We start from the raw sequence: 25,946 nt of genomic DNA on the forward strand, positions 1-25,946 counted from the left end.
TGGCCAGTGCCATGCCTTCGGGAAGTACCTTATGGTTCAGGCCGGCGCCATCGTCATCAGGCTCGCATTGCCGCCGGCGGCGGTGGTGTTGACCGACACGGTGCGCTCCGTCACCAGACGCCACAGGGCAATCGGTTGGCTGCCATGGGTTTGCGCAACTGGCGTCAGCGCGCCTTCGCGTGCCGCCAGCATGGGCAACTGGGCTGCGCAGCAAGCCTGGTCGCACAGGGCCAGTGATATTGCTGGATGGCTGGCCACATCGGCCACGATGATGATTCTTGCGCTGACCGGCTGCGGCAGGCCCGCCGGCAGCATGGCGTAGGCAGCAGCGCTCATCAAAGCCTGGTTGCCGGTCGCCAGCACGGCCGCCAGCTGGTTGACCAGCGCGGCACGATCGGCCGCCGCGCACAGCACGGCGCCACGGGCGCCAAAGCGCAGGACGTTGCTTTCGCCGGTCGGGCCCGGCAGGCTTAGTGCGCGGCCAAGCAGGCTGTCCTGTGCATAGCGCTGGGTCAGCGCCATCAGCACCATGTCGCCACTGGCCCGCGCCCATTCCTGCAGCGCCTCCAATCCGGCATCCCTTGCCGGCGCTTGCATGGCTAGGTTGGATGCCAGCGGGCCGCTATCTAGAGCATGCTGCAACCGGCGCAGGTACAGCGGCCCTCCGGCCTTGGGACCGGTGCCCGACTTGCCTTCGCCGCCGAAAGGCTGCACGCCGACCACTGCGCCGACCATGTTGCGGTTCACATAGATATTGCCCACATGCGCCCTTGCCACGATGTTTCCCACCGTGTCATCGATGCGCGAATGAATGCCCAGCGTTAGCCCATAGCCGCTGGCATTTATCTGCGCCAGCAGCGCTGGGAGCTGCTCGCGACGGTAACGCAGCACATGCAGCACCGGCCCAAACACCTCATGCTGCAAGCGGGAAAAATCGTCGATCAGGATCACCGTGGGCGCAACGAAGCTGCCACGCCGGCAGCTGTGCGGCAGGGGCAGCTGAAACATCTCCAGCGCATGGCCGCCGGCGCGGTCAATGTAATCCGTAAGAGCGCGGCGTGCATCCTCGTCGATAACGGGGCCGACATCGGTGGCGAGCCGGTCCGGCACGCCCATGCGCAGTTCCTGCAGCGCGCCCTTGAGCATGCCAAGCACATGGTCGGCGATATCCTCCTGCAGACACAGCACCCGCAACGCCGAGCAGCGCTGGCCGGCGCTGTCGAAGGCTGACGCCAGCACATCCTGTACGACCTGTTCCGGCAGCGCCGAGGAGTCGACAATCATCGCATTCTGGCCGCCGGTTTCCGCGATCAGCGGTAGTGCGCAGTCTTGTGTCGCACCACGCTGGGCAAGCCGACGGTTGATCAGCGCAGCCACCTCGGTAGAGCCGGTGAAGAGCACGCCGCGGATGCGCGCATCGGCCACCAGCGCCGCGCCAACAGTGTCGCCCGAGCCGGGCAGCAATTGCAGCGCGGCGCGCGGTATGCCTGCCTGGTGCAGCAGCGTGGTGGCCAGATGCGCAATCAGCGGCGTCTGCTCCGCCGGCTTGGCCAGCACCACATTGCCCGCGGCCAGCGCGGCGCTCACCTGGCCGATGAAGATCGCCAGCGGGAAATTCCACGGGCTGATGCACAGCACCGGCCCCAGGGCCGGCGCGGCTGGCGCCTGGCTGGCCTGGGCGGCGTAATAGCGCAGGAAATCAACTGCTTCGCGCACCTCGGCCAGCGCATTTGGCAAGGACTTGCCGGCTTCGCGCACTGCCAGGGACACCAGGGGCAGCCGCTCCCGTTCCAGCAGGTCCGCCGCGCGCAGCAGCGTGGTGGCGCGGGCTGCCGGCGTCATTGCCTGCCAGTGCGGTGCTTCCTGCGCCGCCGCGGCCAGCGCCGCTTCCCTCTGCGTCACGGTGGTATCGCACACCAGGCCAACTTGGTCCGCGCGGTCGGCCGGGTTGGTGACGGGCATACCGATAGTACCCGAGGCCAGGTCGCCATGCGCCAGTAGCGGCGCGGCATGCCAGAAGCGCTGGCCGAGCGCCTGCAGCACCGGCGCGATCTTGAGCAGCACATTGCGGTCATTGAAGTCCATGCCGGACGAATTGCGCCGGCCGGGGCCGTACAGTGCCGCCGGCAGGGGAATGGCCGGATGCGGCGCGCCGTCAGACTGATGCGCCGCCTGCACCGGGTCGGCCAGCAGCCGCTCCAGCGGCATCTGCTCGTCGACGATCTGGTTGACGAAGGAGGTATTGGCGCCGTTTTCCAGCAGCCGCCGTACCAGGTAGGCCAGCAGGGTCTGGTGCGAGCCGACCGGGGCATAGATGCGGCAGGCTTGGCCCAGGCCGTCCTTGCCGACCACCTGGTCGTACAAAGTTTCACCCATGCCATGCAGGCACTGGAACTCATAATCCGTTACGCCCAGCCGTTGCGCATCGGCGTGCACCATGGCCAGCGTCAGCGCGTTGTGAGTGGCAAACTGGGGATAGATCACGTCGCTTGCGGCCAGCAGCCGCTGCGCGCAGACCAGGTAGCACAGGTCGGTATGCGCCTTGCGGGTGTAGACCGGATAGTCCGGCATGCCATCCACCTGGGCGCGCTTGATTTCCGCATCCCAGTAAGCGCCCTTGACCAGTCGCACCATCAGTCGGCGGCCAGCGCGCCGGGCCAGGTCGACGATGCAGGCAATCAGTGCCGGACAGCGCTTCTGGTAAGCCTGCACCACGAAGCCGATGCCGTCGAAGCCGGCGGTGTCGGCATCGAAAGCCAGCGCTTCGAGCAGGTCCAGCGAGAGTTCCAGCCGATCGGCTTCCTCGGCATCAATGTTGATGCCGATGTCGTAGCGCTTGGCCAGCAGCACCAGCGTCTTCAAACGCGGCAGCAGCTCCGTCATCACGCGCTCTCGCTGGGCCACGCTGTAGCGCGGATGCAGTGCCGACAGCTTGACCGAGATGCCCGGACCTTGGCGAATGCCGCGCCCGGCGCTGGCGCTGCCGATGGCATGGATGGCGTCTTCGTACAGGCGGTAATAGGCGTCGGCATCGGCCATGGTCAGGGCCGCCTCGCCCAGCATGTCGAAGGAATAGCGATAGCCGCGTTCCTCGTTGGCGCGGCCATGCGCCAGTGCTTCCCCGATAGTCTGGCCGGTGACGAACTGCCGTCCCAGCATGCGCATTGCAAGGTCTACGCCGCGCCGGATCAGCGGCTCGCCGCCGCGCGCGATCAGCCGGCCCAGCGCCGCACCCAGTCCCTGCTCGCTGGCGTCGTGCGGCGCGACCAGTTTGCCGGTCACGACCAGCGCCCAGGTGGCGGCATTGACGAACAGGGACGGCGAGCCGCCCAGGTGGCGTTGCCAGTCGCCGCGGCTGATCTTCTCGGCGATCAGGCGGTCCGCGGTGTCATGGTCGGGAATGCGTAGCAACGCCTCGGCCAGGCACATCAGCGCAATGCCTTCCTGCGAGGACAGGGAAAATTCATGCATCAGCGCATCCACGCCGGAGGCGCGGGCACGGCGGCTGCGCACGGTTTGCACCAGCCTTCTCGCCAATGCATGCGCATGGCCTGCAACGTGCGCATCCTGAGCCACCTCGGCAAGCAGTGCCTGCACCGCATCTCTCTCGTCGGGACGGCAGGCTGCGCGCAGGGCCTGGCGCAGCGGGTCCGGCTCGGGGCCGGCCTCGGCCACCAGCGCGGCAAAGGGCGGCAGGGAGCCAGCGGGCGTGAGCGGAACGGCATCGGGCTTGTTCATCGGCATAGTCCTCAGGCTGAAGGCGCAGGCCGGTGCGCCTGCATGTTTTTCCATTCTAGGAGAAATAAACCAATATTAATTCTAGGAATTTGCCGCATTTGCTTAAATAAATCTGGCTTAAAATTGATTAGCAAAATTAAATTTACTCAAGACCATGACGCTGCTTGACAAGATCAACAAGAAAATTCTGGCTGAACTCCAGCAGGACGGCCGTATCTCCAACCTCGAACTGGCATCGCGGGTGAACCTGTCGGCGGCTGCCTGCCTGGAGCGGGTGCGCAAGCTGCATGAAGCCGGTTATATCCTCGGCTATACGGCCAGGCTGAATCCGGATCTGCTGGATGTGGCGCTGCTGGTGTTCATCGAAGTCGTGCTGGACCGTACCACGCCGGATGTATTCGACGAATTCAGGCGCGCCGTCCACAAGGTGCCCGAGGTGCTGGAATGCCACATGGTGGCGGGCGGTTTTGATTACCTGATCAAGGTGAGGGTAAAGGACATGGCGGCTTACCGGACGTTTCTCGGCAAATCGCTGCTCCAGCTCAAGGGCGTGCGAGAAACCCACACCTATGCCGTTATCGAGGAAGTGAAAAACTCCAGCATCTTCCCGATCCGCTGATGAATGCCGAGCATGCAATTCCTGTATTGCGCGGCGCGACGGGCGCCAGGTGGTAGTTATTAAAAACCTGACATTGACCTGCGTCCACCTGAAAGCGGAAAGTACTAGCGCGACAATGCGGGATGAATAATCGTTGAATCTCCCCCTGTCGAATAAATAGAGGGTTTATTCAATTGCAAAATTTCTTCTCCGATAAGCGGATTATGGATTATTTATACCGCTGACTTGATGCGCAAAAAACAAAATGCCAGCACATTAGCTGGCATTTTGATTTCGGCTCGTCAATCCGCCGCGGCGGATTGACTGGCATGCAATTAGATGCTTGCAGCAACTGCGCGGAGGCGGTCAAGCTGCTTACTGCTGATGCGGCCGGTGGAGGGCACGGAAGAAGCCATCGCCAGTGCGCCTGCTGCAATGTTCAGCCAATCACGCAGCGACAGGCCAGGGCGCGAAGCACCTTGCTTGGCGAAAAAGGAAGGAATGGCGGCGCCGGAATAGGTCATCATGGAACTGGTCATTTTCTGCCTCGACTTTGCGATTTGTTTCGATGGTTCCAATATAAGTGTTCATGTCATGGCTTTCCAATTCCCAATTGTGTTACCCATTATCATCGCAATGAATATGATTGCTTTAGGATTAATGCCATTTCTGAAATGACGACATGAACGGCGGCACTTGTGCCGGAATTGCAATATCGCTGAAGCGGACATTTTTGCTGGTTGCGGTAGGCAGCTTGTTCTCCGCCTACAGCCCTAGTCGCGCTGTATGGCCCAGCCAGACAGTGCACTCTCCTGACATTTGACAACGTTGCAATACGAGGCCCGGTTTAATTGTAAAACCGTCGGGTTTCAACGCTTTTTGCTGCGTTTTGTCCCCAAGGCGGTGCTGGCACGCGGTATGCGATGACTGTTGTAAGCCCGGCTGCAACAACCTGGCTCAGATCCCGGCATCCATGCCTGTGCAGGCGTCACACGCGCCGCAGCAGCTTGAAACACAGACATGGCACCGGGAATCAAGCCTTGATTTTTTACCTTTGAAGACGATGATGACTGTCAACCACGTGATCGGCGCCGCCGCCCTGCGGGCCGCAGCCGCTTCCTCTTACGTCGGGCAGGCCGAGTTTGTCGCGCCTGATACCGGCTTGAGGCCGTCGATGACGCGGGCCAAGGTGGATATCTACTTCGGATCAATTGCTCGGCCGAAGCGAAACATAGCTCGACAGCGTCGGGCCATGTTGTTTTGGATCTGGCTTTCGCGTCGCGCTGCGACCCGCGAATGGCTTCAATGATTTCACTATCTCCGGCAACGCAGCCTGGACAGCGTGCTCGGACACAGACATTTATGCGATCCATTCGCAGGCAAGCGCTGCGTCTTCATACGGCGTCGCCTGTGCCGATCACGGCATCAGCGTGAAAACCGATGTTGGAAAGCATCGCGGGCGCTAGGCTAACCGCGATTAACCGAATGCCTCTAACTGCGACCGGGGCTCCCATTCTCTTCATGGCAACTGGCCTGATGCCAGCCCAGCTGCCTGCGGATTTCATGCGGGTCGGGCGGCGGTCTGTGCAAGGCAATTTCATGCCTGAGCCACTGGCGGACCTGCTCCCTGTCTGGCTTGCCTGACTGGTACATGGCGGACTCCTTGCGGATGCTGAACCTGCGTTCCAGTTCGTTCAATATGGGCTAGCGGAATGCAGAACCGTTTGCGCAATATCATTCCCGCAGGGAGCCTGCGCGATGTTGTCTTGCAAAAGCAACGGTCCTGCGGGCTGCTGCGTTCATGTCTCCCTAAACGGCAGATGAGCCTGGCGAGCAAGACCTCGCCTGGCCTTTGCGTGCCCGGTATGCCGAAGAAATACAGCTCCTGCGCCAATCCGTTTTCAGGCTGTCGATTGAAGAGGCACTTGCACTGTCAGCCTTGCATGCATTCAGCAGCACGGTACAGCGAGACGCGACCGCGACTGAAAAAGTGTCTGCCAGGACCATACTGGACGCAGGCTAATAAGATGCCTTTTCTCCAGCATCACGCCTTCTTTGATGTAGCCCATCATCGTTTTGCCCCGTCAGCAAGGCTTTTCCCGCGGTTTTGCGACCTGGCACGGGCTATGCCATAGGGAGTGCGAGCCCAACCAAAAGCTCACCAACCCAAACCCACCACCGTCAAGGAGCTTCATCATGCTGAACATCAAAGATCTGGCTGTCGCCACTTTCCTGCTGCTCAACAAATGACTGCCATCTCCGGCGGCTTCAATGCCAACCTGTCCCAGCTCGGCACGAATGGGGAGGAAATCTAAGCGCTGGCCGCGCCGTAACACACTGAAACAGTAAAGGCCTTTCCTTGCGACGGACAGGCACTATCTTATGGTCATGCACAACGACAAGCCGGCGTCCATGGCATCCCTGGACCGTCTTGCCTGCCTGGTGCTGCACCGATGGAGGTGGCAAATGGTCAATACTTCAAAACCAAGCAAGGAACAGGTGAGGGAGTACATGGAACGCCGGCAGGCGCAGCACCAGCCGCCGCCGAGCTGCCAGGAAATCCGCCGCCAGCTGGGCTGGGAACTGGTGGAGGCGGAACGGGAGGAAAGGTGCAGGCGGCGCTGATACGCCTTGCGGCCTGCGCCTTCAATCCGGCTCGGGCCCCATCGCGCGATTCGCCATTCAAACCTACAGGCCATGGCCGACATCTGCTTTGCCCGGGAAAAGGAAGAAGCCTAAGCCCGCAGGATTTCCTTCGCAATCGTATTGCGTTGTATCTCGCTGGTGCCGGTGACGATGCGGTACAGCCGCAGCCGGCGAAAAATGAATTCGACCGGATGGTTCTTCGTCACGCCCACATTGCCGTGGATCTGCATGGCCCGGTCGGCGATTTCGAAGCAGCGCTCGGAAACGAACAGCTTGCACATCGAGGCTTCCTTGCGGATGTCCTTGCCCTGGTCGGCCAGCGCGGCCGCGGCCATCACCATGCTGTCGCAGGCGAACAGCGCCGTGGCCATGTCGGCCAGCATGTGCTGGATCGCCTGAAAGCGGCTGATCGGGCCGCCGAACTGCTGGCGGTGTTGCGCATAGTCGACCGACATCCGGTATGCCTGTCGCGCCAGCCCGGTCATGGTGGGGCAGTGCAGCAGCCGGTTCACGCTGATGCGGTCCATTGCGATCTTGAAGCCGGCGCCTTCGCTGCCGATCAGGTTGGCGGCCGGCACCCGTACCTGCTGCATGTCAATGTCGGCGTCCACATGCTGGCCCGTCATCGGCAGGTAGTCATGGGACAGGGTCACGCCGGGCCGGTCGAGGTCGACCAGGATGGCCGATATGCCGTCGGCGCCCTTGTCCGCGTCTGTCACGCACATCACGATGGCGAAGTCGGCGAAGGCCGATGCGGTGATGTAGTGCTTGCGCCCGGTGATGATATAGTCGTCGCCGTCCCGCACCGCGCGGGTCTGAATGCTGGCCGCGTCCGAGCCGGAGCCGGCTTCGGTCATGGCGAAGCAGGCGCCCTTTTCGCCACGTATGCAGGGCAGGATATAGTTTTCCACCTGGTAGGGCGTGGCATGCCTGACCAGGTTGCCGATGCGGGCCGGCCCGCCCCAGTCGCCCAGCACATGCGGGAACAGCACCGCGCCGGACGCGGCAACATCATCCTTTAACAGACATAGTTGCGACACCGACAGGCCGGCTCCGCCCAGCGACTGCGGCAATTGCGGGCCATACAGGCCAAGTTCGCGCGAGCGCTGCCACAGGCCGCGCACGGTGTCCCTGGGCAGGCGGTCTTCATAGCCGATGCCATGCCGCTGTTCAAACGGCAGCAGTTCGTCCTGCAGATACGCATGGAGCCGCTGGCGGAGGGCGGCAAAGTCGGGCTGGACGGTATCGTTCATGGGAGGCTCGCATCAATGGTTGGGATGACCCATGTTGACACTGCCAAAGCCAGCGTGTGATTATGGCCAGCGGCATTTCGATAACGGGCGGGAATGAAGTGAGACTGGAAGACTTGGATTATTTTCTGGCCGTTGCCCATGCCGGCCATGTCGGCCGCGCCTCCGAAGCGGTGGGCGCCACCCAGCCGGCCCTGACCAAGGGTATCCAGCGACTGGAACGCGAACTGCAGATCCCCCTGTTCGAGCGCACCGCCAAGGGCATGGTGCTGACCGTCGCCGGACAGGCTTTCCATGACCGTGTCAGGGCAGCCCGTTCTGGGCTGGATGAAGCCGTCAAGGAAGCCAATGACCTGTACCTGGGAAAGGTGGGCCTGATCAGGGCCGGCATCTCGCCCAACTATGCCGAGCATTTCTTCGCCGACGCCTGCGCCGCATTGCTGCGCCAGCGCCCTGCGGCAAGAATGCAGGTAACGGTGGGGCTGAACGACAAGCTGTTCGCCGCATTGCGCCTGGGCGACCTCGATTTCTGCATCAGCGCGCTGAAGGCCGTAGAGGACAGTGATTTCGAGCAGCAGCCGCTGTTCACCGATGACCTGCGGGTGGTAGGGCGCGAGGGCCATCCGGTGTTCTCCGCACCGCAGTTGCGCTTCGACCACCTGGGCAGGCAATCCTGGATACTGGCAGGCCCCAATGTGATGGCGCGGCGCGCGGTGGAAGCCCGTTTCGCCGAGCACGGCCTGCCGCCGCCGAATGTGGTGATCGAGTCGAATTCATCGATCGCTTCGCTGATGAGCGTGGTCAGGGCAACCGATCTGTTGAGCGTGACCGGCGAATCGACCCTGAAGCAGCACTTTGGCCAGGGCCTGGCAAGCCTGTCGCTGAGCGAGGCGCGCTGGCCGCGCGTGGTGGGCATCACCACGCGGCGCGGCGCCTACCTGTCGCCGCTGACGGTGCGCTTCATTGAATTGCTGCGCCAGCATTGCGCGGCGTAGCTTTGCCGGCGCTTTATTTCGCGGCCTGGTATTCGATCGCAGTGATGGTGCCGCGCCAGTAGGGCAACGCGCCTTCGGCGGTGAGCCACGACACTTCGCCTTCCAGCGGTACCAGCATGCCGGAGCGGGTCTGGTAATTCCAGAACCGTCCCTGCCACGGCGTGGGAACGATGCGCTTGCCTACCGTGCGGCCGCGGACTTCGGCCTGCACGGTATCGATCAGCCCGTCGGCATTGAAGCGGAACTGCAGGGTGACGCTGACCGGGCCGTCTGCCAGCGTCGCCCGCGCCTGGTAGGCATCGACCGCTTCCCAGCGCACGCCTTGGCCGGGCAGCAGCGCGGTCGGATACCAGGCGGCCTCGGCCAGGAAGCGCATCAGTTCGCCCTGGGCGATGCCGGCGCCGCCGTGCATGTCGGCCAGCGGCACAAGGCCGAGCAGGGCGGCATGCAGCACGCCCTCGCCAGCGGCGTAGGCATCGTGAACATGGACGGGCAGGCCCGGCATCATCGCGATCCTTGCATCCCAGTCAAAACCGGGACGGCGGGTAACGACCAGCTGATCGGACTCGAACGGTTTCCAGCTGGCTTCCTGGCTGCCCATGTTGAACATGCCGCGATGCTGCATCCGCGCGCTGGCCAGCATGGGCATGCCCTGCCGCAGCACCGTGCGGAAATAGCGCTGCACCGGCGCGGGCAATCCGTCGAGCGCATCGAGATCGACGGTCCGGGGCATCACAGGCAGGCGCGCCGCCTCGATGCGCTCGCGCAGCGCTTTCGTGCCGGCTTCCCAGCGGCGCTTGCCCAGCGTTGTGGCCGCCAGGGATATCGTGGCGAGCATGCCTGCCGCAATCAAGAGCTTGCCCAGCATCGCCGCATCCTTTCAGGCCGGGGCGCCGCTACTGCGCCATGATCTTGTTCTCGCGCACGACCTTGCCATAGGCCTCCACTTCGCTACGCAGCTGCCGGTCAAATTCCGCCGGCGTAGAAGGTGAGAGCTTGAAAGCCATCTCTTCCAGCTTGCGGCTGCTGGCGGGATCGGTTAGGAAGGCATGCACGATGCCGTTCCAGCGCTGTACGATATCGGGCGGCAAGTTCTTCGGCCCGGCCAGGCCCATCCAGCTGCCGGCATCCAGCGCCGGGTAACCCAGCTCCGACAGCGACGGCACATCCGGCAAGGCCGGCGAACGGGCCTTGCTGGTGACGGCCAGCGGCCGTATGCGGCCGGTGCTGATGAATTCCTTCGCGGGCGCCAGCGCGACGATGCCGGTCTTGACCTGGCCTGCAGCAAGGTCGGCCAGCATGTTGGCGCCGCCCTTGTACGGCACATGCAGGATATCCAGCCCGTAGTTGGCCTTGATCATCTCGAAGGTCAGGTGCATGGAGGTGCCGATGCCCGGGCTGCCGTAGCTCAGCGTGCCCGGGCTGCGTTTGGCAAGGTTGACCAGTTCCGGGAAGGTGTTGACGGGCAGCGTGGCATTGACCAGCACCACATGCGGCGCCACGGTCACCATCGAGATCGGCGTGAAGTCCGTGTCGATGCGAAAGCCCGGCTTGGCATAAAGCGCCTGGGCAATGGTGTGGTTGCCGCCCAGCGTCAGCAGGGTATAGCCGTCGGCCGGCGCGGTCGCGACCTTGGCGGCGCCGATGTTACCGCCGCCGCCGGGTACGTTCTCGACAATGACTGCCTGCCCGAGCTCCTTCGAGGCGAACTGGGCCAGCATGCGGGCGGCAATGTCGAACTGGCCGCCGGCCGAAAAGGGCACGACCAGCTTTACGGGCCTGTCCGGATATTTTCCGGCGGCACTGGCCAGCGCGGCGCATGACAGCATGGCGCCGGCGGCGAGCATGCGGCTCTGTCGTTTCAATCCGATCATCTTCAGTCTCCTTGGAATCGTTATGCCGGGATCAGGCTGTATTGTCCGACAGCGATGGCCAGGCATCATTCCGTCATGCCGCCTGACGATGCCGCCGCGTTATCGAGCTGTGGCGACGCGCCATTCCGCAAGGTTATGAAAGCAGCGCAGCGCATTATCAGCCGGCCCGGACGGCGCTCCTATCATCACTTCCACCGTTGACCAACAGGAGACTTTCATGAACCAAGGGCGTTTCATCACACGCTGTGCGCAATACTGGCCCGACCGCCCCGCCATCATTTTCAATGATGCGATCACCACTTTCCAGCAGCTCGACGAGCGCTCCAGCCGGCTGGCCAATGCGCTGCTGGCACTGGGCGCAAGGAAGGGCGACCGCATTGCGGTGCAGTCCTGGAACCGGCCGGAACTGATCGAGCTGGAATGCGCGCTGTACAAGGCTGGCCTGGTGAAGGTGGCGCTTAATGCGCGGCTGTCGAAGGCCGAAGTGCTGGACACCGCCGGCAATGCCGAGCCGGTGCTGATGCTGTCCGAGCCGGCGCATGCCGCCGCCATTGCCGACCTGGCGCCGTCGCTGCCGAGCGTGCGCAGGTTCATCGCCTTCGGCGCAGCCTGCGAGGGCTTCCTGGACTACGAAGCGCTGCTGGCGCAGTCCAGCGCCGCCAGCCCGGATGTCGAGATGGCGCCGGAGGACCTGGCGGTGCTGCATTACACCTCGGGTTCGACCGGCAAGCTCAAGGCAGCCATGCAGACCGTGGGCAACCGCATGGCGTCGCTGCGCAAGGTGGTGATGAACCGGCTGCGCGCCGAACCGGGCGATGTGCTGGCCCTGGCCGGGCCGATCACCCATGCCAGCGGCATGTTCATCCAGCCCTACCTGTTCCAGGGCGGCGCCATCCTGCTGCATGAACGCTTCGAGCCCGAAGCCTTCCTGGCCTCGATCCAGCGCTACCGGGTCAGCGCCTGCTTCCTGGTGCCGACCATGATCAACATGCTGGTGGCGCATCCGCGCGTGAAGGACTACGACCTCGGTTCACTGAAGCAGGTGACCTATGGCTCGGCGCCGATGGCACCGTCGCGCATCCGCGAAGCCTGGCAGGTGTTCGGGCCGGTGCTGTCGCAAGGATATGGCGCCGGCGAGACCACCGGCGGGCTGGTGGCGTTGAGCACGCAGGACCACCGCATCGCGCTGGAGGAGGGACGCGAGGAATTGCTGTCTTCCTGCGGCCGCATCTTCAGCGAATCGGAACTGCAGCTGGTCGATGATGACGGCAAGCCGGTCGCGCAGGGAGAGATAGGCGAGATCGTGATACGCGGCCCGGATGTGTTTGCCGGCTATTGGCGTGAACCGGAACTGTCGGCCGCAGCCTTGAAGGACGGCTGGCTGCATACCGGCGACCTGGCGCGCATGGACCGGCACGGCTACCTGACTATCGTCGACCGCAAGAAGGAAATGATCATCTCCGGCGGCTTCAATGTGTATCCGTCAGAGATCGAGCAGGCGCTGTATCGCCATGCCGCCGTCTACGAAACCTGCGTCGTGGGCGTGCCCGACCCGGTATGGGGCGAGGCGGTGAAGGCGGTAGTGGTGCTGCGCCCCGGCCACACGGCGAGCCAGGCCGATCTGATGGCGCATTGCAAAGACCTGCTGGCCGACTTCAAGAAGCCGCGTTCAATCGATTTCGTCAGCGAGCTGCCAAAGAACGCGAATGGCAAGCTGTCGCGCAAGGAAGTCAGAGAGCGCTACTGGGTCGGGCAGGAAAGGCGCGTCGCGTAGCGTGGGGCCTTCCCTGCTCAGGCAGGCGTCAACGGCAGGCCTTCAGCCCGCGCCAGCCTTTCCATCGCGTCTTCCAGGATCGCCATCGCCTGGCCGGCCGCCAGCTGCAGCGCCTGATGCAGCTGCGCATCGGGCTCGTTGCGCGATGCGCACTGCGCGCTGTAGCGCTCGAAGCTGCCCACCGTCATCAGGATGTCAGCCAGATGGCGCGGACATTCGCAATCCACGCTGTTGGCGGCGCCAGCTAGGGCCAGCAGAGCCTCGTCGCTAAACCTGCGCGGCCGCGGCGGCGCAGGGACGGGACGGCGTTCGCGTAGCGGCGGCCGGGCATTCGCCAGCGCCGCCCGGCACAATAGCAGCAGCTCGCCCAGCTCGGGTGGCACCCGCGCTACCAGGCAACCCTGCGCGCGCAGATGACGTATCGTGGCGCTGGCGCAGAAGCGGTACAGCACCACCACTGCCACGGCGCTGCAGGCGCGCCGGGCGGCGACGATGCGCGGCACGGCGCTGTCATCGAGTTCCGAGAGCTCCACCAGCAGCAGGTCGGCATCCGCATCCTGCAGCACCGTTTCGGCCTGCGCCAGCTGGGTGCAGCTGGCGCGCACCACCAGTCCCAGGCTATCGCGGCCGCCAGCAGCGAGTCGCCGGATGATGCTCTCCCCCAGCAAGGCGACTCGCATCATCCGGCCCGTGTCTTCCTCGGGTAACGCCTGCGACACTGTCATTTCCTCCAGCTGCCGCATCGGCAGGCCGGCCAGCACGCCGATCGGATGGCCCTGATCCACCAGCTGCTTGAGCAGGCCAAGGCGGCGCACCTGTTCGGCCGAGTAAAGCCGCTGTCCATGGGCAGAGCGCTCGGTCTCGGACAGGGCGTAGCGCCGCTCCCAGACACGCAAAGTCTCCACCGGCAAGCCGGCCAGCCGCGCCGCGACACCGGTGCGGTGCATCGCCTTGTGTTCTGCCTGATCTTCGGCAACTTCATTGATCTGGATCGACTCTGACATATTTGAACCGTAATTGAACCGTTATCATCGTCATTATACCGAGACAAACACTGGACAGAGCAGTTTTTAAAGCCTAAGTTGCAGACCTAGCGGTTCAATGTGACCCGGGACGCCGAATCCAGCAGATCGGGGCGTGCCTGGCATGCATGGCTGTTGCGCTCGCCTGGCACGGCGGGTATGGCTTGGATCGCATGGTTCCGTTTGCAGCGCTCAGTTGCGCTGTTCTGTCGTTCTGATGTTCATACGAAGGAGTAGACAATGAAAAAAATCATCATCGCAGCTGCACTAACTGTCGCAACCGGCTTTGCCCAAGCGGCCGATATCGTTGACACTGCCAAGTCGGCGGGCTCGTTCAACACGCTGGTGACGGCGGTACAGGCGGCTGGCCTGGTCGACACGCTGAAGGGTCCGGGGCCATTCACCGTGTTTGCGCCGACCGACGCGGCATTCGCCAAGATCCCCAAGGACAAGCTTGATGCGCTGCTCAAGGACAAGACGTCGCTGACCAAGGTGCTGACTTACCACGTGGTGCCGGGCAAGGTGATGGCCAGCGATGTCAAGGCCGGCAAGGTCAAGACGGTGGAAGGCAGCCCGATCACCGTCAGCATGAACGGCGGCAAGGTGGGCATCGACAATGCCACCGTCGTCAAGGCAGATGTGGCCGCCGACAACGGCGTGATCCATGCAATCGATTCGGTGATCATGCCGCAATAAGCTTGCAGTAAGCCAGTGCGGGTGGGCATCCCGGCCTCGAGGCCTGCCCGCGCTGGTCCCTATCGGGCTGTTGGCCTGACTAGCCTGCCGATACCGGCCAGATTGACCCTGGCGCTGCGTTGCAGCGCTTCGCCGGAACCCCGCAACGACGATCGCCGCATCCTGTTTCAGGGCCAGTGTACCCCGGTCTCGTCCAGGCCAGTCAGGCCAGCAGCGCTAACGCCTGCGCCAGCTTGCTACAAGCTGGGGATGCCGGATGCAGAATGTCACTGCCTGCACCGACAGCGCGCAGACAAGCGCCAGCATGAAGCTGGCTGCGATGCCCAGCCGCGGCAATGCCATCCCCACTACAAAACAAAATGCACTGAAGGCATACAGCCCGCCCACCACGCCGCCAAGCAGGCGGATCGCATGCGTCGGCCCGGCATGCAGATGCGAAAACACCGCCAGCACCAGGCTCATGACCGGATACACCGTCAGGATGCCGCTGACATGCGGCCCCAGGCGCTGCGCCAGGAAGGTCACCATGGCAACCATGGCCGCGCCGGCCAGCATGCGCGCCGGCAGTTCGCCGCGGGCGGGCGTTGGCAGCGGGGTAGTAAGCTGCACGCGCGGAAAGGCGCGCGGCGCCAGGAACAGGCCGGCCAGCGTCAGCGCCAGCGCCGGCCACGGCGGCAGCGGATGCCAGGACAGCGCCAGCGCACCGGCGGCAAAGCCGATGCTGCCGGCCACCAGGCACAACCACCAGGGCAGGCATCGCGCAGCCCATGAATAGGCAATGCCGAAGCAGACATTGGCCAGCACCACCGACAGCGACCAGAGCGCCGCATGCGAGGCAAATGCCGGCCCCTGCTCAAGCGCGATCAGCAGGAGGATCGGGCCGGCGACGATGGGAAAGCCAGTCAGCCAGCCAGTCACTGCCGGGCCCCAACGGCGGTCGGCCAGCGTCAGCAGCACCACCAGCAGTGGCACCAGCAGCAGCCTCATCAGCAGCATGCGCCGGCTTTCAGTTCGGGGCCGCTGCGCGCGCCCGGCTCATCCGCCGGCCCGCATCGAGCGCGGCAGGCCTAGCACTAGGTCAGGGAAGAGGTACACCAGCACCAGGGCCGCGATCATCAGGAAGAACATCGGCAGTGTGACTCTGGCGATCCACGGAATCTGCTTGCTGGTCATGCCCTGCAGCACAAACAGATTGAAGCCCACCGGCGGCGTGATCTGCGCCATCTCCACCACCAGCACGATGAAGATGCCGAACCAGATCAAATCGATGCCGGCCTTTTCCACCGTGGGCAGAATCACGCCCATGGTCAGCACCACCATCGATATGCCATCGAGGAAGCAGCCGAGGACGATGAAGAACACGGTCAGCATCGCAATCAGCATGGCGGTGGACAGTCCCAGCGAGGCAATCCACTCTGCCAGGTGGCGCGGCAGGCCGAGATAGCCCATCGCCAGCGTGAGGAACTGCGCGCCGGACAAGATCAAGGCGATCATGCAGAACAGGCGGGTTGCGCCCAGCAAGCTGTCCATGAAGGTTTGCCGATTCAGCGATCCCTGCGCGGCCGACAGCGCCAGCGCGCCCAGCACGCCTACGGCAGCCGCTTCGGTTGGCGTGACCCAGGGCGAGTAGACCGCGCCCAGCACCAGCACGATCAGCAGGCCGACCTGCACCAGGTGGCGCGACGCATACAGCTTCTGCCGGAAGCTCAGTTTCTCGGCGGCTGGCGGTATCGCATCCGGGTGGCCCAGGGCCCATACCACGATATAGCCGGAAAACAGCGCCGCTAGCAGCAGCCCGGGCACGATGCCGGCGATGAACAGCTGCGCGATCGAGACATTGGCCGAGACGCCATAGACGATCATGATGATGGAAGGCGGTATCAGGAGGCCCAGCGTGCCGGCGCCAGCCAGCGTGCCGATAATCTTGTCTTCCGGGTAGCCGCGCCGGGTCAGCTCGGGAATGGTCATCTTGCCGATGGTGGCGCAGGTGGCGGCCGACGAGCCTGACACTGCGGCAAAGATGGCACAGCCAATCACATTGGTGTGCAGCAGCCGGCCCGGCACGTTTTCCAGCCATGGCGCCAGGCCCTTGAACATGTCTTCCGAGAGCCGGGTGCGAAACAGGATCTCGCCCATCCACACGAACAGCGGCAGGGCAGTCAGCGTCCAGGAAGAGGATGCGCCCCAGATGGTGACGGCCATGGCGTCGCCGGCGGGACGGGCGGAGAACAGCGCCATCGCGATCCAGGCCACGCCCGACAGGGCCAGCCCGATCCAGACGCCGGAAGCGAGTATTGCAAACAGCACCGCGATCAGCAGCGCGGTAATCAGGAGATCCATGGATGCCTTGCCCTTCTTGGTTGCCAGCGTTTATTCGTTGCGCAGTTGCTCGGCGCTTGCCCGCACTACCCGCTTGCCGCGCAGCTCCAGCACCAGGTCGTCGAGCAGGGCAACCAGCAGCACGACGGCGCCCACCGCCATGCTCACCTGCGGCATCCACAGCGGCGTGGCATCGTTGCCGGTGGAGACGTCATGGAATTCCCATGATTGCCAGGTCAGCTTGATGGCGTAGAAGCTAAAGGCCGCAGCCAGCAGGCTGGCCGCGAACAGCGACCAGATCTCCATGGCCCGCTGCATGCGTGGCGACGCCGCCTGCAGCAGCAGCGACACCCGGATGTGCTCGCCGCGCTTGAAGGTATGCGCCAGCGCCAGGAAGCCACAGGCTGCCATTGCATAGCCGGCATACATGTCGGTGCCGCGCCAGCCCAGTGCCAGCGCGCGGTCGGCGATGCCGGCAACCACCATCAGCAGCGTGGCCACCATGAAAAAGGCCGCGGCATAGCCGGCGGCCATATAGAGTCTGTCGAGTAGAGCGCGCATGGTGGTCCGTGAGGTGGTCCGTAATGAGGCCGATTTCAGGAAAATCAAAAGCCAGCAAGCGCCATGCCATGCACGGCGCCTGCTGGCCATCGGGCGCCAGTCAGTTCTTGCGGTAGGCGTCCATCACGGCCTGGCCTTCCGGCCCGGCCTTCTTCAGCCAGTCTGCCTGCATCACCTGGCCAACCTGCTTCATGTCGGCCTGCAGCTTGGCCGATGGCTTGTGGATCGTCATACCCTTTTCCTTTAGCGCATTGAGGTACCACTCGTTCTTTTCGGCCGACACCTTCCAGCCGCGTGCCTCGGCGGTCTCGGCGGCGTTCAGCAGGGCGTCGCGGGTCGGCTGGTCGAGCGCGTCGAATGCCTTCTTGTTGACGATGATCGCGTTCTTCGGCAGCCAGGCCTGGGTGTCGTAGAAGTTCTTCACCTGCTCATAGACCTTGGAGTCGTAGCCGGTTGAGCCAGAGGTCATGAAGGAATCGACCACGCCTGTGGCCAGCGCCTGCGACAGCTCGGATGCCTGCACCGTGACCGGCTGCGCGCCGACCAGCTCGGCGATCTTGCTGGTGGACGGGCTGTAGGCGCGCCATTTCAGGCCGCGCATGTCGGCCGCCGACTCAATCGGCTTTTTTGAATAGATGCCCTGCGGCGGCCAGGCCACCGCATACAGCATCATCATGCCCTGCTTGCCCAGCAGGTCGTTCTGCGCCTTCTTCGATGCCTTGTACAGCTTCATCGATTCCTCATACGAAGTGGCCAGGAAGGGAATGCCGTCGACGCCATAGAGCGGATTCTCGTTCTCGAAATTGGCTAGCAGGATCTCGCCGATCTGCGCCTGGCCGCCCTGCACCGCGCGCTTGATCTCCGGCGCCTTGAACAGCGAGGCATTGGCATGGACGGTGATCTTGAGCTTGCCGCCAGTGGCCTTGTCGACATCGGCGGCGAACTGCTGCACGTTCTCGGTATGGAAATTATTGGGGGGATAGGCGGTTGGCATGTCCCACTTGGTCTGGGACTGGGCCGCGGCGCTAAGGCCGATAAAGGAGAGGGCGACTGCAAGCTTGCTCAAACGCATGGGTAATCCCGTGGTGACTGGCATGTTAAGGAAAGAATCGCGCGGCAAGAGTAGCGCTAACGGCTGCTTTTCTCAAGGGCAAGCGTGGGCAAGGGGCTTGTGCCATCGCAAGCCACTTTCCTGTTCCGCGCGGCTGCCGCTATCATGGCCGGTGCCGGGCGAAAGATGATGGCTGCCCGCCAACCAAACTGAAAGGGTGGTTTCGCATGCAACGCTGGCAATTCTGGGTAGACCGGGGCGGCACCTTCACCGACATCGTTGCGAAGCGGCCGGATGGCAGCCTGACGACGCACAAGCTCTTGTCCGACAACCCTGAACAGTACCGGGACGCGGCGGTGGCCGGCATACGGCACCTGCTCGGTCTGGGTGCTGGCGACACGATTCCTTCCGACCTGGTGGAAGCGGTGAAGATGGGCACCACGGTGGCCACCAATGCACTGCTGGAGCGCAAGGGCGAGCGCACCGTTCTGGCCATCACCCGCGGCTATCGCGATGCGCTGCGCATCGCCTACCAGAACAGGCCGCGCCTGTTCGACCGCCATATCGTGCTGCCGGAACTGCTGTACAGCCGGGTCATCGAGATCGACGAGCGCGTCGGCGCCCATGGCGAGACAGTGCTGGCGCTGGACGAGGCGGGCGCTGCGGCCGCGCTTCGCCAGGCCTATGACGAAGGCTATCGGGCGCTGGCCATCGTTTTCATGCATGGCTACCGCTATACCGCGCATGAATCCGCGGTTGCACGGATGGCGCGCGAGATTGGGTATACCCAGGTATCGGCCTCGCACCAGACCAGCCCGATGATGAAACTGGTCTCGCGTGGCGACACCACCGTGGTCGATGCCTACCTGTCGCCCATCCTGCGGCGCTATGTCGACCAAGTGGCGCAGGAGATGCCGGGCGTGCGTCTGCAATTCATGCAGTCCAGCGGCGGCCTGACCAATGCCCATGCCTTTCAGGGCAAGGACTCGATCCTGTCGGGGCCGGCCGGTGGCATCGTCGGCATGGCGCGCACCAGCGAACTGGCGGGCTTTGACAAGGTGATCGGCTTCGACATGGGCGGCACCTCGACCGACGTTTCCCATTACGCCGGCGAGTTCGAGCGGGTGTTCGAGACCCAGGTTGCCGGCGTGCGCATGCGTGCGCCGATGATGAGCATCCATACGGTCGCCGCGGGCGGCGGCTCCATCCTGCATTTCGACGGGGTGCGCTACCGGGTCGGACCCGACAGCGCTGGCGCCAATCCCGGCCCGGCAAGCTACCGCCGCGGCGGGCCGCTGACCGTCACTGACTGCAATGTCCTGCTGGGCAAGATCCAGCCGGCGCATTTCCCGACGGTGTTCGGCCCCAACGGCGACCAGCCGCTAGACCTGGAGGCAGCGCGCACCGGCTTTGCCCGCATGGCCGCCGAGATCGGCCAGGCCACCGGCAGGACGCCCTTGCCCGAGCAGGTGGCCGAAGGCTGCCTCGCCATTGCGGTGGCCAGCATGGCCAATGCGATCAAACAGATCTCGGTGCAGCGCGGCCATGACGTGACCGAATACGTGCTTGCCACCTTCGGCGGCGCCGGCGGCCAGCATGCCTGCCTGGTGGCCGACGCCCTAGGCATGACGCGGGTGTTCTGCCATCCGCTGGGCGGCGTGCTCTCGGCTTATGGCATGGGCCTGGCCGACCAGACCGCGATGCGCGAGGCCGCGGTCGAGGCCAGGCTTTCCGACGAGGCGATGGTGGCGGTGAAAGAGAAGCTGTCGCAGCTGGCGGAGGCGGCCAGGCAGGACCTGTTGGCGCAGGGCGTGCCGGCACAGCGCATCATCGCGCTGCGCCGGGTTCACCTCCGCTATGAAGGCACCGATTCCGCGCTGGTGGTGCCGTTTGGCACGCTGGCGGAGATGCAGGCCGGCTTCGAGGCAGCCTATCGCAAGCGATTTTCCTTCCTGATGCAGGGCAAGGCGCTGATCGTGGAGGCCGTGTCGGTCGAGGCGGTGGGGCCATCCGACGCGCCGCGCGAGCAGCCGGCGTCGCGGCCGCTGCGCCATGGGCCCCTGCATGCGGCGCAGCCGCTGCACTTCTATTCCGGCGGCGCCTGGCAGGAGGCTAATATGTTCCGGCGCGATAACACCCGACCCGGGGACCTGATCCGCGGCCCGGCCATCATTGCCGAAGCCAATGCCACCACGGTGGTAGAGCCGGGCTGGCAAGCCGAAGTCACTACGCTGGACCACCTGGTGCTGACCCGCCTCGAGGCCCGGCCCGAGCGGCGCGCGCTGGGCACTAGTGCTGACCCGGTGATGCTGGAGATCTTCAACAACCTGTTCATGTCGATCGCGGAGCAGATGGGCCTGCGGCTGCAGAACACTGCCTACTCGGTCAACATCAAGGAAAGGCTGGACTTTTCCTGCGCCATATTCGATGCCGGCGGCCACCTGATCGCCAACGCGCCGCACATGCCGGTGCACCTGGGCTCGATGGGCGAGAGCATCAAGACCGTGATGCAGGAAAACCGCAGCGCGATGCGGCCGGGCGATGTCTTCATGCTCAACGATCCCTACCACGGCGGCACCCATCTGCCGGACGTCACCGTGATCAGCCCCGTATTCGACGAAGCCGGCGAAACCATCCTGTTCTACGTCGGTTCACGCGGCCACCATGCCGACATCGGCGGCACCACGCCGGGCTCGATGCCGCCCGATTCCACGGTGATCGAGGAAGAGGGCGTGCTGATCAATAACTTCAAGTTGGTGGAAGCCGGTCGCCTGCGCGAAGCCGAGACCCGCGCGCTGCTGGAAGGCGCGCGCCATCCGGCCCGCAATCCCGAACAGAACATGGGCGACCTGCGGGCCCAGATCGCCGCCAACCAGAAGGGCGTGGAAGAACTGGGCAAGATGGTGACCCACTTCGGCCTGGACGTGGTGCAGGCCTACATGGGCCATGTGCAGGACAATGCCGAGGAAGCGGTGCGGCGCGTGATCACGGCGCTGCATGATGGTAACTACACCTACGCGCTCGACAACGGCGCGGTGATCAGGGTCGCCATCAGGGTGGACCGGGCCACGCGCAGCGCCGACATCGATTTCACCGGCACCTCGGCGCAATTGCTGAACAATTTCAACGCGCCGTCGGCGGTCTGCATGGCGGCGGTACTGTATGTGTTCCGCACCCTGGTCCACGACGATATACCGCTTAATGCCGGCTGCCTGAAGCCGCTAAACGTGATCATCCCGGAAGGCTCCATGCTTAATCCGCGCTATCCGGCGTCCGTGGTGTCGGGCAATGTGGAAACGTCCACCTGCATCACCAATACGCTGTATGGCGCGCTGGGCGTGATGGCCGCGTCGCAAGGCACGATGAACAACTTCACCTTCGGCAATGCCCGCTACCAGTATTACGAAACCATTTCCGGCGGCTCCGGCGCGGGCAAAGGCTTCAACGGTACCGACGTGGTGCAGACCAATATGACCAACTCGCGCCTGACCGACCCGGAGATCCTGGAGTTCCGCTTCCCGGTCAGGCTGGAGAGCTACGAGATCAATCCCGGGACCGGCGGCCGCGGCAAATGGCATGGCGGCAACGGTGGCATCCGCAAGGTGCGCTTCCTTGAGCCGATGACGGCATCCATCCTGTCGAACAACCGGCTGCATGCGCCGTTCGGCATGGCCGGCGGCGAGCCGGGTGCGAAGGGCCGCAACTATGTGCTGCGGGCCGGTGGCGCCAGGGATGAGCTAAGGCATGTGGACAAGACCGAGATGCAGGCCGGCGATGTGTTCGTGATCGAAACGCCGGGCGGCGGGGGTTATGGCAAGGCGGAGGACTAGGGCGCATCCGGCCTAAGCGGATCGGGCCGGACGCGCTTCAGTGCGGCGACGAGGCGCAGTCTATGCGGCCGCGTACCACCTTGCCGATGGTCAGGCCCTGCACCAGGATCGAGAACACCACCACCATATAGGTCAGCGCGACGATGATATCGCGCTGCGGCCCGGCCGGCAGCGAGAGCGCGAGCGCCACTGAAATGCCGCCGCGCAGGCCGCCCCAGGTCAGCACCTTCCAGCGCCGGAGGGCAGGTGGAACAGGGCGCGCAGCATGCGGATGGGCAGGCCCACGGTCAGCAGGCGGGCCAGCAGGGTGATCCCGATCGCGATCAGGCCGGCCGGCAGCAGGCCGCGCGCATTGGTGATCACGATGATTTCGAGCCCGATCAGCACGAACAGCACCGCGTTCAGGATTTCATCGAGCAACCACCAGAACATGTCGACATGGCGCCGGGTCTGTTCCGACATGGCCAGCGCCCTGCCGTGGTTGCCGATGATCAGGCCGACCACCACCATCCATCGCCAGCGGTCCCGATACATGCCGTGTGCTGGCCAGCGCATAGCCACCGATCACCGCGGCCAGCGTGACCAGCACCTTTTCCTGGTAGCTGTCGATGCTCTTGAGCATGCGATAAGCGACATAGCGGATGACCAGTCCGAGCACGATGCCGCCGCCGGCCCCCTCCAGCAGCAGGAGCGCACCTTCAGCAAGGCTGGGTATCCGGCCGCCGTGGACCACCCACAGCGGCAGGGAGAAAAGCACCACGCCGACGCCGTCGTTGAACAGGGACTCGCCGGCAATCACCAGCTCCACGTTGGCTGGCGCACCGGCGGACTTTAGTATGCCCATCACCGCAATCGGGTCGGTGGGCGAGATCAGCGCGCCGAACAGCAGACAGTAGCTCAGCGGCATTGCAAGCGCCGTGTAGGACAGGCCCAGCCACAGCAGCAGGCCCACTACGACCGTGGAAGCCGTGGTGCCAATGATGGCCAGGAGGCCGATCTACCAGCGTTAGACCCGCAGTTCGCTCAGGTCCACCTGCAGGGCGCCGGCAAACAGCAGCAGCGACAGCATGCCTTCCATCAGCAGGCCGGAAAAGTCCACCTTGTGCAGCAGCGATTCCTCGAAGTCGCGCAATACGCCAAAGCCCAGCGCGTCCAGGCCGATGGTCATCAGCGACAGCGCCAGAGCGATGACCATGACGCCTATGGTGGGAGGGAGGCCGATGAAGCTGCGGTTCAGGTAGGCCAGGACGGCCGTGAATGTCAGAAAAATCGCGGCAATATCAGGCATCCGGCTCCCTCATTGTTTTTAGTGCGCCTGCCCGCCACGCCGGCTTGGCACTACGTCATCTCTTGCAAGGCATCAACCCTTGTTGGGGCGGGTGACACGCTCTAGGGTCCACAGTGCCATGCGCTGCATCACCACCAGCAACGCGGTAACGCCGGCCGCCATGCAGAACAGCAGCAGGTTGCTGGCGTCGCCCGAGCGCAGCCCAAAGCTCAGCGCGCTGGAGACGGCCGGCGGATGCATCGCATCGCTGATGATCATCAGGCCGATCGCCAGCACCATGGCCAGACCGCCAGACAGGTAGCCCGGCCCCAGCAACTGGTAACAGGCCAGGCCGATGGCAGCCGAACCGATCTGCGCCAGCAGCAGGGTCCTGACCTGGTTCACCGCATGCTCCGGGTCGAGATAGATGAGGAAAGCGCTGGAAGCCAGCGACGCAAAGAGCAACCGTTGATTGCTCAGCGCCTCGACCAGCGCCAGCACCAGCAGCACGGTCGCCATCGGCATGAAGGCCAGCAGCAGTTCGCCTTTCAGGCCGATGCGCTTGCGGCGCGCGCTCATGGCGGCATGCCCGTCCTGGTGTGCGCTGGTTTCGGTAGTCTCGTCTCCTGCTCCATTTCCCTGCTGAGAAAATAGTTTAGCGCGGTACGGATGATGGCGATCGCCGCCAGCTTGCCGATGCGCTCCCAGGTTGGCGCCACCGAGGTCGACAGGATATCGGCTGCCAGCTGCAGTTCCAGCGCCAGGGTCAGGTAGCGGGCAAAGGACAGCCGCACCGCGCCGAAGCCGCCGGATTGCGCATCGCGCATCTGGCGCAGCAGCCCGATGACGGCTACTACCACGCCGGCGGCAATGACCACGGCGCCCAGGGTTTCGACCAGCAGGCGCAGCCATTCGACGCTGGACTGTACGGTTTCCTCGACGCGGGTAAACAATGCTGACGCCTCCTCGATGAATGCCTGCTGGCTGGATGGCACGCCGTTCGCGGCAAGGCGCGCCTCAGCCAAGGTAATCCAGCGCCATGGACAAAACTTTGCGCGGAATCGTGCCGCTCCTGGGGGAAGTGCCGCAAAACAACGGTTCCGAACGGACGTGTTGAGTATGCGCAAGGCATGAAATCAACCTCAAACGGAGGCGTCGACTGGGAAAGAGACCAATCCCGCGGCGCTGCCTTTTGCAGCCCGCATGCTCAGGACGGCAAGGATTGCCGCGGGTCTGCTATTGTTTCCGCAGCGCGCCTTTCCGTCGCATGCAGTGGGTATGGCGCCAGACCGGATAGCTGAGAATGGAGCATGACCTTGAACGACCTGAACCCGGCGCATTGCATCGACAACCTGGAAACCCTCGAAGCGCTGTATGGCGCGCCCATCGCGGCCAGCATTGCGAAGGAGGCCGACCATATCCATCCGCTTTACCAACGCCTGATCGAGGCATCGCCATTTGCGGTGCTGGCTACCGCTGGGCCGCACGGACTCGATGCATCGCCACGCGGCGACCCGGCGGGATTCGTTCGCGTGCATGACCCGAAGACATTGCTGTTGCCCGACCGGCGCGGCAATAACCGCATCGACAGCCTGAAAAACATCCTGCATGACCCCAGGGTGGCGCTGCTGTTCCTGCTGCCAGGCATGGGCGAAGCCCTGCGGGTCAATGGCCGCGCCACCATCCACGCCGATCCCGGCTTGCTGGAAAGCTTTGCCATCAATGGCAAGGCGCCGCGCACGGTGCTGAAGATTGCCGTGGAAGCGGTGTTCTTCCAGTGCTCGCGCGCGATACTGCGCTCCCGCCTGTGGGACCCGGCGGCGCGCGTCGACCGGGCCAGCCTGCCCAGCGTCGGCGCGATACTGGCCGCGCTCTCCCGGGCCGAAATCGATGGTAACGAGTACGACGCCGGGCTGGCGGCGCGGCTCAGGGACAGCATGTACTGAGTGTTCTTACTGTATTGCGCGGCCGCGCCGGCTCACATCGGCGAGAACGATACCGACTTCAGGATCTTGTTTTCCTGATGCTGCACATTGCCGGCGGCGCCGCTTTTGGCGCGATAGGCCGCCCACTCCGGGTCGGCTTCCAGCGCCGCCCGACGCTTCTCGCGGTCGGCCAGGCTTTCATAGCCCCATAGGTGCACCACCTGGTTGTTGGTGCCGATTTCAGTGACGAAATAACCGACCGGGTCGCCCTGGTGCTTGCGCTGCACCGGTAGGCCTTCCCGTTCGTACAGATCCAGAAAGGCTTTCAGGCGGCCCGGCACCATGGTGTACGTGCGTAAATCGATGATCATGCTGATTGCTCCTGTTGTGATGTTTATGT

At 64.0% G+C, this 25,946-nt stretch carries 26 protein-coding genes; 9 read left to right on the plus strand and 17 right to left on the minus strand.

Going from position 1 to position 25,946, the window contains the following annotated elements:
* Nucleotides 1–36: 36 nt before the first annotated feature.
* Nucleotides 37–3,738 carry a bifunctional proline dehydrogenase/L-glutamate gamma-semialdehyde dehydrogenase PutA gene (putA, locus tag KTQ42_RS22270; RefSeq protein ID WP_217347809.1) on the minus strand — a complete coding sequence of 1,234 codons (3,702 nt, stop codon included), beginning with the start codon at nt 3,736–3,738 and terminating at the stop codon, nt 37–39.
* Nucleotides 3,739–3,892: 154 nt separating this feature from the next.
* On the opposite strand from putA, the gene KTQ42_RS22275 reads away from it, so the two are divergent.
* The gene (locus KTQ42_RS22275; RefSeq protein WP_217347810.1) at nt 3,893–4,357 is read left to right on the plus strand and encodes an Lrp/AsnC ligand binding domain-containing protein; all 465 of its coding nucleotides are present in this window, start codon (nt 3,893–3,895) and stop codon (nt 4,355–4,357) included.
* Nucleotides 4,358–4,671: 314 nt separating this feature from the next.
* On the opposite strand, the gene KTQ42_RS22280 is transcribed toward KTQ42_RS22275, so the two are convergent.
* Complete coding sequence (locus KTQ42_RS22280) at nt 4,672–4,863, minus strand: hypothetical protein (protein ID WP_217347811.1); 192 nt, start codon at nt 4,861–4,863, stop codon at nt 4,672–4,674.
* Here KTQ42_RS22280 and KTQ42_RS22285 point away from each other — a divergent pair.
* The 3 genes from KTQ42_RS22285 (at nt 4,862) to KTQ42_RS22295 (ending at nt 6,961) form a co-directional block, all read left to right on the plus strand.
* Complete coding sequence (locus tag KTQ42_RS22285) at nt 4,862–5,014, plus strand: hypothetical protein (protein WP_217347812.1); 153 nt, start codon at nt 4,862–4,864, stop codon at nt 5,012–5,014. The two genes, KTQ42_RS22280 and KTQ42_RS22285, sit on opposite strands and share 2 nt — an antisense overlap.
* Before the next feature lie 295 nt (nt 5,015–5,309).
* Nucleotides 5,310–5,645 (plus strand): hypothetical protein, encoded by a 336-nt coding sequence (locus KTQ42_RS22290; protein ID WP_217347813.1) that lies wholly within the window; start codon nt 5,310–5,312, stop codon nt 5,643–5,645.
* A 1,157-nt stretch (nt 5,646–6,802) separates the two neighbouring features.
* Nucleotides 6,803–6,961 (plus strand): hypothetical protein, encoded by a 159-nt coding sequence (locus KTQ42_RS22295; protein ID WP_217347814.1) that lies wholly within the window; start codon nt 6,803–6,805, stop codon nt 6,959–6,961.
* A gap of 110 nt (nt 6,962–7,071) precedes the next feature.
* Here KTQ42_RS22295 and KTQ42_RS22300 read toward each other — a convergent pair whose 3' ends face one another.
* Nucleotides 7,072–8,235: an acyl-CoA dehydrogenase family protein gene (locus KTQ42_RS22300; RefSeq protein ID WP_217347815.1), complete on the minus strand. Its 1,164-nt coding sequence runs from the start codon at nt 8,233–8,235 to the stop codon at nt 7,072–7,074.
* Nucleotides 8,236–8,333: 98 nt separating this feature from the next.
* Here KTQ42_RS22300 and KTQ42_RS22305 point away from each other — a divergent pair, with 98 nt between their 5' ends.
* Nucleotides 8,334–9,227, plus strand: a complete 894-nt coding sequence (locus tag KTQ42_RS22305) for a LysR family transcriptional regulator (RefSeq protein WP_217347816.1) — start codon at nt 8,334–8,336, stop codon at nt 9,225–9,227.
* Nucleotides 9,228–9,240: 13 nt separating this feature from the next.
* Here the strand turns inward: KTQ42_RS22305 and KTQ42_RS22310 are convergent, their stop codons facing one another.
* The gene (locus tag KTQ42_RS22310) at nt 9,241–10,095 is read right to left on the minus strand and encodes a DUF6544 family protein (protein ID WP_217347817.1); all 855 of its coding nucleotides are present in this window, start codon (nt 10,093–10,095) and stop codon (nt 9,241–9,243) included.
* A 28-nt stretch (nt 10,096–10,123) separates the two neighbouring features.
* Nucleotides 10,124–11,101 (minus strand): tripartite tricarboxylate transporter substrate binding protein, encoded by a 978-nt coding sequence (locus KTQ42_RS22315; RefSeq protein WP_217347818.1) that lies wholly within the window; start codon nt 11,099–11,101, stop codon nt 10,124–10,126.
* Nucleotides 11,102–11,318: 217 nt separating this feature from the next.
* Between KTQ42_RS22315 and KTQ42_RS22320 the strand changes: the two genes are divergently transcribed.
* Nucleotides 11,319–12,875 carry an AMP-binding protein gene (locus KTQ42_RS22320; protein ID WP_217347819.1) on the plus strand — a complete coding sequence of 519 codons (1,557 nt, stop codon included), beginning with the start codon at nt 11,319–11,321 and terminating at the stop codon, nt 12,873–12,875.
* Nucleotides 12,876–12,892: 17 nt separating this feature from the next.
* Here the strand turns inward: KTQ42_RS22320 and KTQ42_RS22325 are convergent, their stop codons facing one another.
* Nucleotides 12,893–13,879 (minus strand): MerR family transcriptional regulator, encoded by a 987-nt coding sequence (locus KTQ42_RS22325; RefSeq protein WP_249223061.1) that lies wholly within the window; start codon nt 13,877–13,879, stop codon nt 12,893–12,895.
* A gap of 258 nt (nt 13,880–14,137) precedes the next feature.
* On the opposite strand from KTQ42_RS22325, the gene KTQ42_RS22330 reads away from it, so the two are divergent.
* Nucleotides 14,138–14,593: a fasciclin domain-containing protein gene (locus tag KTQ42_RS22330; protein ID WP_217347820.1), complete on the plus strand. Its 456-nt coding sequence runs from the start codon at nt 14,138–14,140 to the stop codon at nt 14,591–14,593.
* A 216-nt stretch (nt 14,594–14,809) separates the two neighbouring features.
* Here the strand turns inward: KTQ42_RS22330 and KTQ42_RS22335 are convergent, their stop codons facing one another.
* From KTQ42_RS22335 to KTQ42_RS22350, 4 genes are all read right to left on the minus strand, one after another.
* Nucleotides 14,810–15,589, minus strand: coding sequence for a hypothetical protein (locus tag KTQ42_RS22335; RefSeq protein WP_217347821.1), 780 nt, complete (start codon nt 15,587–15,589; stop codon nt 14,810–14,812).
* A gap of 39 nt (nt 15,590–15,628) precedes the next feature.
* Entirely contained in the window at nt 15,629–16,933 is a 1,305-nt protein-coding gene (locus KTQ42_RS22340; RefSeq protein ID WP_217347822.1) for a TRAP transporter large permease subunit, read from the minus strand.
* Between the two features lie 30 nt (nt 16,934–16,963).
* Nucleotides 16,964–17,473, minus strand: a complete 510-nt coding sequence (locus tag KTQ42_RS22345; RefSeq protein ID WP_217347823.1) for a TRAP transporter small permease subunit — start codon at nt 17,471–17,473, stop codon at nt 16,964–16,966.
* Nucleotides 17,474–17,573: 100 nt separating this feature from the next.
* Entirely contained in the window at nt 17,574–18,545 is a 972-nt protein-coding gene (locus KTQ42_RS22350; protein WP_217347824.1) for a TRAP transporter substrate-binding protein, read from the minus strand.
* A gap of 206 nt (nt 18,546–18,751) precedes the next feature.
* Between KTQ42_RS22350 and KTQ42_RS22355 the strand changes: the two genes are divergently transcribed.
* On the plus strand, nt 18,752–22,354 hold the full coding sequence (locus KTQ42_RS22355; RefSeq protein ID WP_217347825.1) for a hydantoinase B/oxoprolinase family protein: 3,603 nt from the start codon (nt 18,752–18,754) through the stop codon (nt 22,352–22,354).
* A gap of 37 nt (nt 22,355–22,391) precedes the next feature.
* Here KTQ42_RS22355 and KTQ42_RS24120 read toward each other — a convergent pair whose 3' ends face one another.
* The 6 genes from KTQ42_RS24120 to KTQ42_RS22370 all read right to left on the minus strand — a co-directional run bounded on the left by KTQ42_RS24120 (nt 22,392) and on the right by KTQ42_RS22370 (nt 24,646).
* Entirely contained in the window at nt 22,392–22,580 is a 189-nt protein-coding gene (locus tag KTQ42_RS24120) for a cation:proton antiporter (protein WP_349292185.1), read from the minus strand.
* Nucleotides 22,574–22,816 carry a hypothetical protein gene (locus KTQ42_RS24125; RefSeq protein WP_249223062.1) on the minus strand — a complete coding sequence of 81 codons (243 nt, stop codon included), beginning with the start codon at nt 22,814–22,816 and terminating at the stop codon, nt 22,574–22,576. The genes KTQ42_RS24120 and KTQ42_RS24125 overlap by 7 nt, the downstream gene beginning before the upstream one ends.
* A complete protein-coding gene (locus KTQ42_RS24130) occupies nt 22,764–23,306 on the minus strand; it encodes a cation:proton antiporter (RefSeq protein ID WP_349292186.1) in 543 nt (180 codons plus the stop codon). The genes KTQ42_RS24125 and KTQ42_RS24130 overlap by 53 nt, the downstream gene beginning before the upstream one ends.
* Nucleotides 23,307–23,360: 54 nt before the next feature.
* Complete coding sequence (locus tag KTQ42_RS24135) at nt 23,361–23,642, minus strand: hypothetical protein (RefSeq protein ID WP_249223063.1); 282 nt, start codon at nt 23,640–23,642, stop codon at nt 23,361–23,363.
* Nucleotides 23,643–23,714: 72 nt separating this feature from the next.
* Complete coding sequence (locus KTQ42_RS22365) at nt 23,715–24,200, minus strand: HPP family protein (protein WP_217347826.1); 486 nt, start codon at nt 24,198–24,200, stop codon at nt 23,715–23,717.
* Nucleotides 24,197–24,646 (minus strand): DUF1622 domain-containing protein, encoded by a 450-nt coding sequence (locus tag KTQ42_RS22370; RefSeq protein ID WP_249223064.1) that lies wholly within the window; start codon nt 24,644–24,646, stop codon nt 24,197–24,199. Before KTQ42_RS22370 ends, KTQ42_RS22365 begins: the two co-directional genes overlap by 4 nt.
* A 285-nt stretch (nt 24,647–24,931) precedes the next feature.
* On the opposite strand from KTQ42_RS22370, the gene KTQ42_RS22375 reads away from it, so the two are divergent.
* Entirely contained in the window at nt 24,932–25,567 is a 636-nt protein-coding gene (locus KTQ42_RS22375) for a pyridoxamine 5'-phosphate oxidase family protein (protein WP_217347827.1), read from the plus strand.
* A 32-nt stretch (nt 25,568–25,599) separates the two neighbouring features.
* Here KTQ42_RS22375 and KTQ42_RS22380 read toward each other — a convergent pair whose 3' ends face one another.
* Nucleotides 25,600–25,917: an NIPSNAP family protein gene (locus tag KTQ42_RS22380; protein WP_217347828.1), complete on the minus strand. Its 318-nt coding sequence runs from the start codon at nt 25,915–25,917 to the stop codon at nt 25,600–25,602.
* Between the last annotated feature and the right edge of the window lie 29 nt (nt 25,918–25,946).

The organism is Noviherbaspirillum sp. L7-7A (genome assembly GCF_019052805.1).
GTDB lineage: Bacteria > Pseudomonadota > Gammaproteobacteria > Burkholderiales > Burkholderiaceae_D > Noviherbaspirillum_A.